The organism is Acinetobacter sp. NEB149, from assembly GCF_012516415.1.
Classification (GTDB): domain Bacteria; phylum Pseudomonadota; class Gammaproteobacteria; order Pseudomonadales; family Moraxellaceae; genus Acinetobacter; species Acinetobacter lwoffii_V.
Window position 1 is genome coordinate 520321 of sequence record NZ_CP051208.1, and the last position, 14601, is coordinate 534921.

Genomic DNA, 14601 nt, shown 5'->3' on the forward strand with positions numbered 1-14601 from the left:
AGATTCAAAAAAATGCTGACGAAAGTCGGCATTTTTTATGTCAGAATCATGTATATAAAAAATTAAAAATAATATCTTGGGGTGGATGTGGATATTCAGACAAAAAAGTTCGCTGTATTAATCGATGCGGATAATTCTTCTATCAACGCGATTTCATCGGTATTGGAGGAAGTTGCGAAATATGGAATTGCCAGTGTCAAACGTGTGTATGGGGACTGGAGCAGCGAAACTTTAAAGAAATGGCGAGATGTACTCCTTCCTCATGCCATCACTCCGGTACAACAATTCGCTTATACCAAGGGTAAAGATGCGACGGATATGATCCTGATCATTGATGCTATGGATTTACTTTATGCAGGTGCATTAGATGGATTTTGTATTGTATCCAGTGATAGTGATTTCACGCCCTTAGCTTCACGTATTCGTGAAAATGGTCTAACTGTGTATGGCTTTGGCAAAAAAGCTACGCCTGAAGCATTTAAGAAAGCCTGTGACAAGTTCATTTATATCGAAAATTTACTTGTAGATAGTGAAATTAAAAATAATGAGGATGGTGAAGAAACAGGATCAATAGATAAAAAAGTTTCGGAGATTATCAAGACTAATGGACAAAAAACTATATCTGCGCAAAAGGAAATTCAGTTACCTGAAGGGATGGATCGAGCTACGCTTAACTTAATTTATAAAGCTGTAAAAGATAATGCCGATGATAATGGATGGGCGAATTTAGGGATGGTCGGGCAGTATATCAGTGCAGTAAAGCCTGATTTTGACTCTCGTAACTATGGTAGAGCCAAATTGTCAGGATTAATAAAAACTTTAAATTTATTTGAAACAAAAATAGAAATGAGTCAGATGTATTTAAGAAAAATGAAAAAGCAGAGTGTGTAATCGATATGTGGAAAAAGATTCGGATTCTGATTTTATTAATCATCTTATTGATTGTCGCGGTCAATGCCTATCGTGATCAAAACCAGAACTGGTCAAAGCCGATTATTGTGTTGCTGCATCCGATTAATGCTGATGGATTACCGACCACACAGCAATACATCCAGCAACTGTCGAGTCAGGACCTGAATAGAGCACGGAAATATCTGGAACAAGCAGCTCAGCAGTATCGCGGACAGCCGACTTATTTTTATTTTAATTTAGGCCGTGAGCTTAAAGTTCTACCGCCCAAAGGCCCTGAGCAGGCTTCACTCATCAATACAGTTTTATGGAGTTTAAAATTCCGGTTTTATGCCTGGAAACAGCAACAGAGTTCAGATCCTTCAGCCAATGTGACTTTATTTTTAAATTACTATGATCCTGTACAAACCAAGCAATTAAAGCATTCAACTGCCTTGCAAAAAGGCCGGATTGGTTCGGTGAATCTATTTGCATCCAAGCAACAGACTGAACAGAATAAAATTGTCTTGGTGCATGAATTACTGCATGCCTTTGGCGCCTCGGATAAATATGATTTAGCGACAGGCCAACCGATTTATCCGCTGGGTTATGCATTTCCAGATCAGCAACCCTTATTTCCGCAAGCCAAGGTGGAGCTGATGGCAGGACATATTCCACTGTCTCAAACTACCAGTAAAATGCCAGAATCTTTAAATCAAACTGAACCGTACCGGGTTTGTCGGAGACTTTTTTATTTAAGTTAGGCCACCTGACCTAACGGATTAATCTTATCATAGTACATTGCTTCAAACTCAAAAGGCGATACATAACCCAGTGCACTGTGTACACGCTTTTTGTTGAACCAATCTACCCAATTTAATGTCGCAAGTTGTACATCCGCTAAACCTTGCCAATCTGCTTTTAAATATTCAATCACTTCTGTTTTGTATAAGCCATTCACCGTTTCAGCCAAAGCATTATCGTATGAATCACCTGTCGTACCGACTGATGCTCGTAAATTTGCTGCTTCTAAACGATTGGTATAGCGAATAGAAAGATATTGAACACCTCTATCTGAATGATGAATCACATTCTTAGGCATACCTCGATCGTGCAATGCTTGCTCCAATGCATCGAGCACCATATCTGTATTCATCCGTGTAGATACTTTCCATCCAACAATTGCTCGTGAGAACACGTCAATAACAAATGCGGTATATACCCAGCCTGAATGAGTTTGAATATACGTAAAGTCACCCACCCATAGTTGGTTTGGATGATCAGCATTAAAATTACGTTTCACTAAATCATCTGCCCGTTTTTGGTCATCTCGGTTACGGGTGGTTTGTTTATTCTTACCACGCCAAACACCTTGTATACCTAGCTTTTGCATCAATCGAGCAACTGTACAACGTGCAATCACATAGCCTTCACGTTTCAGTTGTTGCCAGACCTTACGCACACCGTATCGACCTGAACTTTCTTTCCAAATTCGCTTAATCTCCTCAGCATGCTGCAAGTCATGTAAATCTCGTTTCGCTCGATGTTCTGGATTTACTGTGAGATCTAGAGTCCGGTAATAGGTTGAAGGTGCGATCGGTAAAATTCTACAAATCGCCTCGACTCCGTACAGCTCTTTATTATTATGGATAAAATCCACCATTATTTGTGTGGGCGGTCGAGCTCCGCCTGGGCGAAAAAAGCCGCTGCTTTACGTAGAATTTCGTTAGCACGTTGCAGTTCTTTATTTTCGCGTTCCAGTTGTTTGATACGTTCTTGGTCTGAAAGCTGCTGTGCTTTAACTGGATTTTGTTGATCTAAGTATTTTTGATACCAAACACGTAGTGTTTCAGGAGTACAGCCAATTTTAGGAGCAATTGCTGTGATTGCAGCCCAATTCGATGGATAATCTTTCTCGGATTCAATCAATAATTGAACCGCTCTTTCTCTGATTTCAGGGGTATATTTTAATTTTGTCATCGGGATAGTCTCTCAGAATATTGACTCTCCGACAAACCCGGTACGGTTCAAACCTTGATTAATGAGATAACTGCAATTGAACTGGGCTGGAAATAAAGACTTGTGGATAGTGCTGGATTTATCCACAATTTAGACTTCATTTGTGGATAAAAGATCACACCATGTCGCTCACCTTTGTGCTTGCTCCTGACTCGTTTAAAGAAAGCATGTCTGCTGCGCAGGTTTGTCAGGCCATGCAACGCGGTATCCAGAACGTCATTCCGGATGCCCACATCATTCATGTGCCAATGGCCGATGGTGGTGAAGGCACGGTCGATGCATTGATTTCAAGTTTAAAGGGGCAAAGTATTGCATGTGAAGTGACCGGACCACTGCCTGAGCAACGTATTCAGACCTATTGGGGTTTGATTGATGCAGGTCAAACTGCTGTGATTGAAATGGCCAAGGCCAATGGCATTCATTTATTGAAGCCTTCACAGCGTAATCCGATGCTCACTTCAACTTATGGCACAGGAGAAATGATCAAACAGGCATTGGACTTGAGTGTGAAAAAAATCATCATGGGGTCGGGCGGCAGTATTACCAATGATGGTGGTGCAGGGATGGCGCAAGCACTGGGTGTGCAGTTTCTAAATCATGCGGGAGAGTTAATTCAGGTCTGTGGTGGAAACTTAGAACTGGTCAAATCAATGGATCTATCCGAACTGGATCCACGTTTAGCAGATACTGAAATAATCATTGCATCGGATGTCAACAATCCACTGTGTGGACCAAATGGTGCATCGATAATCTTTGGACCACAGAAAGGGGCAATGCCTGAAATGGTCAAGCAACTGGATCAAAACTTTGGGTATTTTGCCGATGTAGTCGCTGGGCAGTTTGGCCGTGATTATCGTCATGTTGCAGGGGCTGGTGCTGCCGGTGGACTGGGTTTTGGTTTAATGGCATTCACTGCTGCCTCTATTCGGTCCGGGGTGGAACTGATGATTGAACAGGTTCAACTGAATGAGAAAATAGCGCAAGCAGATTATGTCCTGACCGGTGAAGGTAAAATTGATAGTCAAACATCTTTGGGCAAAACCCCTTTTGGGGTAGCACAGCTCGCCAAGCAATTTAATAAACCGGTAATCGCTTTTGCGGGTCTAATCGGTGAAGGAATTGAGGATCTGTTTGAGTCAGGATTTAGCCAGATTATTGGTATTAATCCACCAGATTGTCCTTTAGAAGAAGCCTTAAAAAATGCAGAAATGAACTTGGAGAAAGCTGTCGCTGAGATAGTTAAAAATCTTTTGACAGAGTGAAAGTATTTCTCTCTCCTGCAATCCAGCACGCCCTGTCGTTAGCTAATATCAAATCAGGAAATAAAATTGGAGACAGTTTCAGGACAACTGAAAAGCCATAATTCTGGAAGCGATCTGTTAAACTACATACATCCACAAAATGATGAGTGAAAATGAGTTTAGCCACCCTGATTGATGAATTAAACCCCCAACAAAAGCAAGCAGCGACCACAGAAGCAAAACACAGTTTGGTGCTGGCCGGGGCAGGTTGTGGCAAAACCAAGACCATCGTGGCACGCGCAGCTTACTTGATTGAACAGGGCGTGCCTGCCAACCAGATTCAGATTCTGACCTTTACCCGCCGGGCTGCCAGTGAAATTGTGGCGCGTGTCGAACTGGCACTTGGTGAAGAAGCCAAGGGACTGCGGGCCTCGACCTTTCATACCTTCTGTATGTATCTGCTGCGCCGTATTCCGAAAGCTTTTGGTCTGGAACAGTTTTCGATTATTGATCGTGATGATCAGCTGATGATGTTCCGCCTGATTCGCGGTCGTGATGACAAGAAAAATCCCAACCATCTGCCTAAGCCTCAGGAACTATGTGATCTATATTCTTTTGCAAGGAATACCCGGCAAAAACTCAGTCTGGCATTAGAAAAACAGATGCCGGAATATCTGGCCTTAAAGGACCAGATTGCCGAGATTATGAAAGAGTACGAAGCACGTAAGCAGGCACGCAGCTTTCTGGATTATGATGACATTCTGGCGGTAGTGGCTACGGCGCTGGCACAGTCCGAAGGTCTGGTCGACTATGTCGCTTCAATCTGTCGACATATGCTGGTCGATGAAATGCAGGATACCAATCCATTACAATGGGCTTTGCTCGAACCACTTAAAGACCGGATCAGCCTGTTTTGTGTCGGTGATGATGCCCAGTCGATTTATGGCTTTCGTGGTGCAGACTTTGAAAATATTCACCATTTCAAAGAACGTGTGCCAGATGCGCAGATTTTCAAATTAGAAAAGAACTACCGCTCGACCCAGGAAATTCTCGATCTGTCTAACTGGCTGCTGGATCAGTCTGAAATCAAATATGACAAACGTCTAGAAGCTTATCGCGGAGAAGGTGTAAAGCCGCGTATGCATATCTTCCCGAATGAGTTTGATGAAGCCAAATGGATTGCGATTGATATTAAAGAACGCCATTATCTGCAAGGCAGCAAATGGGGCGAGCATATGGTGCTGGTTCGTTCCAGCTTTGCCGCGCGGCACATTGAAGCGGCCTGTATTGCAGCCAATGTACCGTATCGCTTTATTGGTGGCATGAAGCTGCTGGAAACTGCGCATGTCAAAGATTTGCTCAGCATGCTGCGGGTGGTGGCCAATCCACTAGATGATATTGCCTGGATGCGTTTCTTAACCCTGTGGAATGGTGTGGGTGATGTTGGTGCTAGCAAGCTATCGCAGCAGTTATTGGCTGAACCGGAAATGGATCAGATTGCAAAGAAATTAGAACAGTTTGGCAAGATACCGCTAGAGACTATTCTGATCATGCAGCAGATGAGTGTGCTCAAAGGCGAAGTGCAAGCTTGTGTCGGTCTGGCGATTCAGGCGATTGAATCTCAACTGGCAGAAAACTATAAAAAGGATTGGCCACGTCGCCAGAGTGATTTTGAACTGGTCAAACAGCTGGCCTCCAAACATTCGCAGCTGAGTGAATTTTTAGAGGAATATGTACTGGATCCGGTGTCAATTTCGGAAATTGAACGCCAGTCGGATCATGATGTGGTGACCTTAATCACCATTCACTCGGCCAAAGGCACCGAGCAAAATGTCTGTTATGTAGCCAATGTCACGCCGGGGAATTATCCGCATGCACGTGCCCAAGGTGATTTTGATGATGTCGAAGAAGAGCGTCGTGTGCTGTATGTAGCATTGACCCGGGCAAAAAATGAATTGATTCTGACCAAACAGAACCTGAATCATTGGGCGCGGGAAACGGTCGATGAGCAGGGGCGTAAAGTCGAAAGCTATTTCCTGAATGATCTTACCCGGCAGTTATGCACTACAGAAACCCATTACAAAACCCGGCAGCAAACCGTCAAAAGTGCCTTGATTGAACGCAAGTCGATTAATTTAGATTTTGGGATTGATCTCGATTAAACTATAGCAAAGTGGTTTCATACAAAAAGTAGAGTAGGCGCGTGCTTTTTGATATTTTTTGCCTATCTTCTTAAGGTTGTAAGATGAAAATTTTAGTTCGTAATTTAGAACGTACGGTCACAGAAGCCGAATTGCTGAAACTGTTCCAGGAATATGGCACAGTGGAGACCTGTACTTTGGTGCTTGATGCAGCAACAGGCAAATCAAAAGGTTTTGCTTTTGTAGAAATGCCACATGGCCGTGAAGCAGTCAAAGCCATTAAAGGCCTGAACACTTTGCGTCTGCACGGACATGGGATCCGTGTGAAAGCCGCAGAAGATAAGCCTCAGGCTTAAATTCAAAAAAGGAGCACTTGATAGGCTCCTTTTTTATGGCTGAAATTTAGTATCGCTGTACTTAATTAGTGAGCTCAATGCTCTGAATTTCAGTGCTGGATGGATTCAGCCTAAACATCTTTTGATTGCGAAATGCAGGCGAACCTTTTACTTTATAAAAGCCAAAATTTGTTTTAAACCTTAGGAAATCTCGATGACCCGTGTTGCTCGCTATCATGCGGACCGTACCAATCAAAAACTGTATTTTGCCCGTCTTTCCTGTCAGCAGGCCGAGCAAACCGAACATGTACAACAGGCTCAGGCACAACGTGAAGCAACTGTGTTTCATTTGCATGGTGCCTTGTTAGCATTTTTACAGGAACTGGTGCGTTATTATCGCCTGAATGATCCTAATCCAACCCTGAAATCAATTGAAGAACTGATGGCGGCCAAAGGCCAGATTTCGCCAGAAGTGGCTGTACTGCAACATTTGTCCAAAAGCGGTTTCATTGCTGAACTGAAGCGCGCCTACCGTTTATGCCAATATGCGCCGGAACCAAGTACACCAGAACCTGAAGACGAAACCTCTTCAAATCTCATCATTAAAGTCACACAGTCTCCACAAGCATGGTTACCTGATACTGCTATATTGAGAGAATGGCATCGTGACCTGACACAATTAATTGATGGGTTTCGTAATGAGATGATTGAATTTTAATCGGATAGGCTGTGCTTGCTGTACTTGAAATTACAATTTTTAACCCTATATCAATTACTCTAATGATGCAAAGTGCACTCGGCTCTTTGCCACCATGTTGAACATGGAGGATATATGTCTATAGAACAGTTGAAAGATTTATTTGGTAATCAAGACGCGATTTTAGAACTCGTTCAACTTGAAGGTGGCGCGTTGGCTCTACGCAATGCAGGCTCACATAAACAGCCTTTGGTCATGATTCAATTTAATGATGAGGTGAAAGCTCTACTTGGAGAGCAGACGCCCGTGATTGCGCAACAGATGATTCAGGCAGCACTCTATGGTTTGCTGGAACAGCAGGTCAATGAATGGCAGGCTGAAGTTGTGGATGAAGAACCAAAGTATATGAGTTAATCGTTGAAATTTATTTAGAAAGCACACTATCGGTGTGCTTTTTGAGTGTTATAGGTTATTAAATTAGGCAGATTTTAAGTATCACAAAACGTTCATTTAAAATGAAGATGAAGAAATCAGTATTTTAAAATTTAAGTCGTGAGCAGTCTGAAACCAGTGTATTAATAAAATCTTTGGCTCAGAGATATATTGATGTCCATAAAAAAAAGTTGCCAGATCCGGCAACTTTTTTTTATTCAGTGTTTATTCAAAGAAAAACTTTAATGAGAAGGCGTATGCTGATGCGCGATCTCAATCTGGTTCAAAATATGATTGCTCATATTTTTCGCCATTTCTTCTTTGGCATAATAAACTGCACCGACATTATCCCGACGAATGGCTTCAGCTTCTTCCTTGCTTTCTGCACAGACCAGTACCTGAATTTGTGGATTCAAGGTCTTGGCAATGTCCACAATTTTATGAATATCGATGATATCCATAGGGGAGATGACCAGTAAGCGCGCATGTTGAATATGTGCCTGAATCAGTACTCCGGCTTCAGTGGCAACACCAGACACCGCAGCAATACCTTTTTCACGCAGATTTTCGACGATGTCACGGTTTTCTTCGGCAATGACCACCTTGATATTTTCTTCCATCAATGAGCGGGTAATGCGACGTCCCACCTCACCATGGCCAATAATGACCACCTGATCGCGCAGGTAATCCTGTGAGACTTCATCCGGTAACATTGCCAAAGGGTCACCACTGCGTTCCAGTAAGCGGGCCAGAGTCGAGCGTTCCCGAATCCATTTCTGTACCGGCTCAATCGCGGAAAAGATAAAGGAGTTAAGCGTAATCGAAATTAAGGCACCTGCCAGAATCAGGTTTTGACCTTCCAGCGAAAGCAGATTGAGCGAAACACCGAGTGCAGCCAAAATAAAGGAGAACTCACCAATCTGTGCCAGAGAAGCACCGACGGTCAAAGCGGTATTGATCGGATAACGGAAGAACAGCACGAGTGCCATCGCGGCAATAGTCTTACCAATCATGATAATTGCGACTACGGCCAGCACATGTAAAGGTTGTTCCAGCAAAATGCGCGGATCAAACAGCATGCCGACGGAAACAAAGAATAAAATCGAGAAAATTTCACGCAGTGGCAAAGTTTCCTCTTCGGCGCGATGACTAAAATCGGACTCTTTCACCACCATTCCGGCAAAGAAAGCACCCAGTGCCATCGACACGCCAAAGACTTTATAGGCACCAAAGGCGATTGAAACGGCGGCAGCCACCACTGTTAAAGTAAACAGCTCACGTGAACCAAGACGTGCCACGACCTGTATGATCATCGGAATCAAGCGTTTACCAATAATCAGCATGAAGGCAATAAAGCCTGCGACTTTAAGTAAGGTAATCCCTAAGGTAAGCCAGATATTCTCATCGCTTGCGCCTTCCAGCGCCTGCCCACCTAAAAGTACCGCAGTGGCAGGTAACAGTACCAGCGCCAAGACCATGACCAGATCTTCGACCAGCAACCAGCCAACAGCAATCCGGCCATTGATCGAATCGAGCAGGCCACGATCACCAAGGGCTTTGAGTAGAACCACGGTACTGGCACAGGACAGGCTTAGGCCGAAGACCAGCGCTGAACCAAAGCTCCAGCCCCACAGCATCGAAACTCCGACTCCGAGCAAGGTGGCAACTGCAATCTGTAAAATCGCACCAGGCAGGGCAATCCGGCGGACCTGCATCAGATCATTTAGGGAAAAATGCATTCCGACGCCAAACATCAGGAACATGACGCCTAATTCTGCCAACTGGTTGGCCAGATGAATATCACCGACCACACCGGGCGTGTGGGGACTAATCAGAATGCCGGCAATGAGATAGCCGATCAAAGGGGGGAGACGTAGCCGTGCAGCGAGATAGCCAAAGACCAAAGCTAAGCCAAAACCAACAGCCAGTAATATAATGAGCTCTACGTCATGTGGCACTAAATACTCCTTTAGCTAGGTTTGTTGGGAAATAAGCACAAAAAGTGCCAAAACATGCAGAAAGTTTATCAAGCTGGATAAAAAAAGTGCAAAAAAAAACGACCCGCAAAGGTCGTTTTTTTAAAGAAACTAAAATTATTTGATTTTAGCTTCTTTGAAGATTACATGTTGACGGATTTTTGGATCAAATTTTTTGATTTCCATTTTTTCCGGCATAGTACGTTTGTTCTTAGTCGTGGTATAGAAATAACCTGTACCAGCTGAAGAAACTAAGCGAATTTTATCACGCATGGTTCAGACTCCTTAGATCTTTTGACCTTGAGCACGTAGGTCAGCAACAACCTTTTCAATGCCCAATTTGTCGATAATACGCATACCTTTAGTGGTTAAACGAAGACGTACAAAACGTTTTTCGCTTTCTAACCAGAAACGGTGGTGGTGCAGGTTCGGCTCGAACCGGCGCTTAGTTTTGTTGTTGGCGTGTGAGACGTTGTTACCAACGACTGGACGCTTGCCGGTAACTTGGCAAACCTTAGACATGGTGTAACTCCATTGATTTAGCCAACAGCAAATCTGTATGGCCAGTCAAAAATAAACGGATTGAAATCATTCAAGGGGCGTTTTATATCAAAAATGCGCTTAAAAGACAAGCGATTTTCGTCAAAACGCGGCACGAACTATATCGATAGCTCATGCCTTGATCATTTAGCGGAGAAGTGTCTTCGAAATCAGCTTGTGAATCGGTTTATTGAACGGTGGCAGAATGTATTTCAAGCTATAAAGCTTTGGATTCGACATTACTGAGCGTTCATGCGACAAACTGAAGAAGCCTTCTGGGCCATGGTATTTCCCCATACCTGATGCACCGACACCCCCAAATGGTAGATCGTCCTGCGCAACATGGGTCAGTACCGTATTTTGCCCGAAATGCCCTGAATGGGTACGCTGTGCGACATAATCGGCACGCGCCTGATCAAAGTCGAAGTAGTATAAAGCAAGTGGGCGTGGACGGCTATTAATAAAGTCGATGACATCGTCAATTTGATCATATTCCATGATCGGTAACAGTGGGCCAAAGATTTCATGCTGCATGATCTGCATCATCGGGGTGACATTGGTCACGATGGTCGGTGCAATCTTGCGCAGATCAGCCGAGTTTTCACTGCGTGGATTAATTTCAATAACTTGCGCACCCTGTTCGCGAGCATCATCCAGATAACCTTGCAGACGGTTATATTGTTTGTCATTGATAATCGAGGTGTAATCCTGATTATGGGTGATATCCGGATACATGCTTTCGACACAGGCTTTAAAATGGTCAATAAACTCAGCCGTCTTGCCACGAGGCAGGAACATATAATCTGGCGCTACACAGGTCTGACCGGCATTCCACAGTTTGCCCACCGCAATCCGCTGCGCAACATCACGTAGATCAATTGATGGATGCACCAGTACTGGCGATTTACCGCCCAGTTCCAGAATCACCGGCACCAGATTTTCGGCAGCGGCTGCCATGACGGTTTTACCGACTGCAGTTGAGCCGGTGAAAATCAGTTTATCGAAAGGCAAACGACAGAAAGCATCTGAAATCACACCGCCACCATTCACCACAGCGACCAATTCTTTAGGGAAGGCTTCAGCCAAAGCTTTTTCTAAAACTTCACCAAAGGCAGCGGATGCACTGGAAATTTTGATCATGGCATGGTTGCCGGCCGCCAGTGCGCAAATCAGGGGGCCAATCGACAACAACAGCGGATAGTTCCATGGTGCGATAATCCCAACCACGCCTAAAGGCTGATATTGTACCCAGGCTTTAGCCGGCTGATGAATAATGCCGACATGACGCTTGGAAGGTTTCATCCATCGGGTCAGGTTTTTGCTGTAATATTTGATATGTTCCAGACAGGTGAGCAGTTCACCAATCTTGGTTTCCCCGATTGAACGGTTACCATAGTCCTGATTAATTGCATCAGCAAATTGATCTTGATACTTAACTAAGATACGCTTAAGTCGAGCTAAACGATCGATACGTTCCTTTGCAGTCGGCAGAGGGTAGTGTAAGTAAGCGTGTTTTTGTTGCGCCAAGACTTCATTCAAATATTGGCTATCAAAAAAATGTGGTGTCATTGATGTTGTTTTTGTGTGACTGTTCATGCCGCACTACCATTATTCAAAAATCGATTAATTAATTTTTAGAGCAAATACTCTAATTAGTCAAGTGACTTTGTGTGTTAGCCTGCTAATGCATGAACTGAATGGTTATTTTAGGATGTCCCAAACCAAAACCTTAAAAACTAAAGAGCGTATCTTGCAGCTCAGTTTGCAGCTGTTTAACGAGCGTGGCGAACGATCGGTAACCACCAATCACATTGCGGCTGAACTCGGCATGAGCCCGGGTAACCTGTATTATCATTTCCGCAATAAAAATGAAATTATTAAAGAATTGATGGAACAGTACCAGCATCAGACCCTGGAAATGCTGGCGCTGCCGGATGACCGTGCACTGGATGCCAATGATAAGGTGCATTATTTTCAGGTGCTGAGCAGCCAGTTATGGGCTTACCGTTTCCTGCATCGTGATGTCTATCATCTGGTAGAAAATAACGAAGATTTTCGCAAGATGTATCCACGCTTTGCCGGACAGGTGATGCAGCAGGGCCAGAAAATTTATAAAGGCTTTGTTAATGCAGGCCTGATGGACATGACCGATTCAGAAATTGAAGCCCTGATCATTAACCTGTGGATTGTACTGACCAACTGGACCAACTTCCTGTATATGTCGGGTCATCTGACCGATTCCAATACGCTGGAAGAAAAATGGGTCTGGCAGGCACTCCGTCAAATGGTATTCCTAGAAGGGGCGTATTTACGTGGTGAAAGTCGTCAAACCTATGAAGGTTTATTGAGTAGTTTGGGCTCTTCGGAACTTTTTGCCAGCCTGTCGTCATCTAAAGATTCTGAATCTGAACAAACTATTCAGAATATCCAAGAAACGCGCTAGAATACTCGGCTTATTTTTAATTTAACTGATTAGTGACTTAAACCAACATGAATATGACGACTGCTAACACCGCACGTTTATTGATTACTTGTGAAGACAAGCCGGGCATCGTGCAGGCTGTTTCGAGCTTCTTGTATCATCAAGGTGCCAACATTACTGCGCTTGACCAATATGCGACAGCAGCGCAGGGCGGACGTTACTTCATGCGCGTTGAATTTGAATTAGATAATCTTCAAAGTCGTAAAGAAAGTATTACCCAGACTTTTGCAGCCAATGTGGCAGAACGCTATGGCATGCAATGGCGTCTGGCTCTGGTCAGTGACGTGAAAAAAGTCGGTATTCTGGTGTCTAAAGTCGATCATGCCTTGCTTGAGCTGTTATGGCGTCATGCGCGTGGTGGTCTGCCTTGTGAAATTACCAAAGTAGTATCGAATCACGAGACTTTACGCGAAGCAGTTGAAAATTTTGGCATTCCATTCGAAGTTGTGCCGGTGACCAAAGACAACAAACCTGAAGCTTATGCAGAAATCGACCAGTTGATGCAGGGCAATGACCTGTTGGTGCTGGCGCGTTATATGCAGATTCTGGATGAAGAATTTGTCAGCAAGTGGGAAATGAAAGTGATCAACATTCACCATTCTTTCCTGCCGGCTTTTGTAGGTGCCAATCCGTACAAACAGGCCTATGAAAAAGGCGTGAAGCTGATCGGTGCAACTGCGCACTATGTGACTGCTGATCTGGATCAAGGTCCGATTATTGAGCAGGATGTGGAGCGCGTGAACCATGACTTTACTGTTGAGCAGTTACGTGAACTCGGTCAGGACGTGGAACGTAATGTATTGGCCCGTGCGGTAAAATGGCATTTGGAAGACCGTATTATTGTCGATGGCAACAAGACTGTCGTGTTCCAATAAGACTTGCATTGAGTTTTAAAAAGGCATACTTTTAGTGTGCCTTTTTTGTTTTGATGCAAAAAAAGTCAGTCAAAGGTAGGATTAGCGGTTGCAAATGAAAACACTTCTCATTTATTATTGGCATACTTTAATTGTGCTAACCGATGAGCTTGATAGTTTGTTCCACATCATCTCCTCAAGGTAATAGATTTAATGAGTCAAGTTGCTGCGCCCCAAATGCCTACACCGCCAAATCAGATGAAAAAGAAAGTCATCTCTATCGTGGCGGCTGTACTGGTTGGGCATGTGGGTGTGTTATATGCGATCAGCCAGATGAAAGCACCTGAGCTGGCACCCATTGATAAGCAACCCTTAAAAGTGCGCTTTGTAAAACTCCAGGAAGCGCCAAAACCTTTACCGCCAAAGCCGAAGGCCGAGCCACAAAAAGAGCCGCCTAAGCCAAAAGAAGTCAAAATTGTCGATAAACCGCTGCCACCACCACCGAAAAAAGTAGAAAAAATCGAGCAGGTGAAAAAGGCTGAAGAGCCAAAAGTGGTTAAAGCACCGCCAGTTGAAGCAAAACCAACCCCAAGTCCGGTTGTACCGACAGTGGTCACTGAAACTAAAGTTAAACCGGCACCTGCTCCAGTCGCGCCACCTGCGCCTGTGGCACCGCCAGCACCTGCTGCGCCGCCATCCCCGAAAAGTGTATCGATTGGTGGGGGCGTGTCCTGGCAGCGTTCACCAAAAGTCTCACTCTCTGCAGGTGAATTAAAATCAGCCTGTTCACTGGTAGTAGATGTTTCAGCGAATGAGCAGGGTAAAGTAGTTTCTGCGACTGCACGAAATTCAAGTTGTAGCCCGGCGGTAACGCGCAAAGTAGAAGCGGCGGTACGTCGTGCACAACTCACCAAATATGTTGAAAATGGTGTGGCTTATCCAACCCGTGTGGAACAGCCTTTCGATTTTCAGGTTAAATAACGGCTCACCCATTAG

The 14601-nt window shown here is 44.2% G+C and carries 15 protein-coding genes and 1 other annotated feature; of the genes, 10 read left to right on the top strand and 5 right to left on the bottom strand.

Annotation, left to right across the window (positions count from 1 at the left end; genetic code table 11):
• Nucleotides 1–87 precede the first annotated feature (87 nt).
• Both HGD77_RS02415 and HGD77_RS02420 read left to right on the top strand, forming a co-directional pair.
• Nucleotides 88–891, top strand: coding sequence for an NYN domain-containing protein (locus HGD77_RS02415; RefSeq protein ID WP_034439084.1), 804 nt, complete (start codon nucleotides 88–90; stop codon nucleotides 889–891).
• A 5-nt stretch (nucleotides 892–896) separates the two neighbouring features.
• The gene (locus HGD77_RS02420) at nucleotides 897–1652 is read left to right on the top strand and encodes a hypothetical protein (protein ID WP_138742839.1); all 756 of its coding nucleotides are present in this window, start codon (nucleotides 897–899) and stop codon (nucleotides 1650–1652) included.
• Here the strand turns inward: HGD77_RS02420 and HGD77_RS02425 are convergent.
• A protein-coding gene (locus tag HGD77_RS02425; protein WP_155861555.1) for an IS3 family transposase occupies nucleotides 1649–2868 on the bottom strand; the annotation gives its coding sequence in 2 pieces (ribosomal slippage) (nucleotides 1649–2592 and nucleotides 2592–2868; 1221 coding nt in all). The genes HGD77_RS02420 and HGD77_RS02425 overlap by 4 nt on opposite strands.
• Nucleotides 2477–2593 (bottom strand) — a sequence feature (AL1L pseudoknot). It overlaps the preceding gene by 117 nt.
• A gap of 161 nt (nucleotides 2869–3029) precedes the next feature.
• Between HGD77_RS02425 and HGD77_RS02430 the strand changes: the two genes are divergently transcribed.
• The 5 genes from HGD77_RS02430 (at nucleotide 3030) to HGD77_RS02450 (ending at nucleotide 7735) form a co-directional block, all read left to right on the top strand.
• Nucleotides 3030–4169: a glycerate kinase gene (locus HGD77_RS02430; protein WP_138743127.1), complete on the top strand. Its 1140-nt coding sequence runs from the start codon at nucleotides 3030–3032 to the stop codon at nucleotides 4167–4169.
• 152 nt (nucleotides 4170–4321) lie between these two features.
• A complete protein-coding gene (locus HGD77_RS02435; protein ID WP_138743126.1) occupies nucleotides 4322–6310 on the top strand; it encodes an ATP-dependent helicase in 1989 nt (662 codons plus the stop codon).
• 83 nt (nucleotides 6311–6393) lie between these two features.
• On the top strand, nucleotides 6394–6645 hold the full coding sequence (locus tag HGD77_RS02440; RefSeq protein ID WP_004729489.1) for an RNA recognition motif domain-containing protein: 252 nt from the start codon (nucleotides 6394–6396) through the stop codon (nucleotides 6643–6645).
• Between the two features lie 193 nt (nucleotides 6646–6838).
• Nucleotides 6839–7342, top strand: a complete 504-nt coding sequence (locus HGD77_RS02445) for a DUF6586 family protein (protein ID WP_138743125.1) — start codon at nucleotides 6839–6841, stop codon at nucleotides 7340–7342.
• 114 nt (nucleotides 7343–7456) lie between these two features.
• Nucleotides 7457–7735: a hypothetical protein gene (locus HGD77_RS02450; protein WP_004278462.1), complete on the top strand. Its 279-nt coding sequence runs from the start codon at nucleotides 7457–7459 to the stop codon at nucleotides 7733–7735.
• Nucleotides 7736–7995: 260 nt separating this feature from the next.
• Here HGD77_RS02450 and HGD77_RS02455 read toward each other — a convergent pair whose 3' ends face one another.
• From HGD77_RS02455 to HGD77_RS02470, 4 genes are all read right to left on the bottom strand, one after another.
• Nucleotides 7996–9711, bottom strand: coding sequence for a cation:proton antiporter (locus HGD77_RS02455; RefSeq protein WP_004278459.1), 1716 nt, complete (start codon nucleotides 9709–9711; stop codon nucleotides 7996–7998).
• 135 nt (nucleotides 9712–9846) lie between these two features.
• Nucleotides 9847–10002 carry a 50S ribosomal protein L33 gene (rpmG, locus tag HGD77_RS02460; RefSeq protein ID WP_001205031.1) on the bottom strand — a complete coding sequence of 52 codons (156 nt, stop codon included), beginning with the start codon at nucleotides 10000–10002 and terminating at the stop codon, nucleotides 9847–9849.
• A gap of 12 nt (nucleotides 10003–10014) precedes the next feature.
• A complete protein-coding gene (gene rpmB, locus HGD77_RS02465; protein WP_000048256.1) occupies nucleotides 10015–10251 on the bottom strand; it encodes a 50S ribosomal protein L28 in 237 nt (78 codons plus the stop codon).
• A gap of 165 nt (nucleotides 10252–10416) precedes the next feature.
• On the bottom strand, nucleotides 10417–11865 hold the full coding sequence (locus tag HGD77_RS02470) for a coniferyl aldehyde dehydrogenase (protein ID WP_005261753.1): 1449 nt from the start codon (nucleotides 11863–11865) through the stop codon (nucleotides 10417–10419).
• A 115-nt stretch (nucleotides 11866–11980) separates the two neighbouring features.
• Between HGD77_RS02470 and HGD77_RS02475 the strand changes: the two genes are divergently transcribed.
• The 3 genes from HGD77_RS02475 (at nucleotide 11981) to HGD77_RS02485 (ending at nucleotide 14586) form a co-directional block, all read left to right on the top strand.
• A complete protein-coding gene (locus HGD77_RS02475) occupies nucleotides 11981–12712 on the top strand; it encodes a TetR/AcrR family transcriptional regulator (RefSeq protein ID WP_034437998.1) in 732 nt (243 codons plus the stop codon).
• Nucleotides 12713–12759: 47 nt separating this feature from the next.
• Entirely contained in the window at nucleotides 12760–13626 is an 867-nt protein-coding gene (purU, locus tag HGD77_RS02480) for a formyltetrahydrofolate deformylase (RefSeq protein WP_004278437.1), read from the top strand.
• Nucleotides 13627–13818: 192 nt separating this feature from the next.
• Nucleotides 13819–14586, top strand: a complete 768-nt coding sequence (locus HGD77_RS02485) for a hypothetical protein (RefSeq protein ID WP_005267494.1) — start codon at nucleotides 13819–13821, stop codon at nucleotides 14584–14586.
• Nucleotides 14587–14601 lie beyond the last annotated feature (15 nt).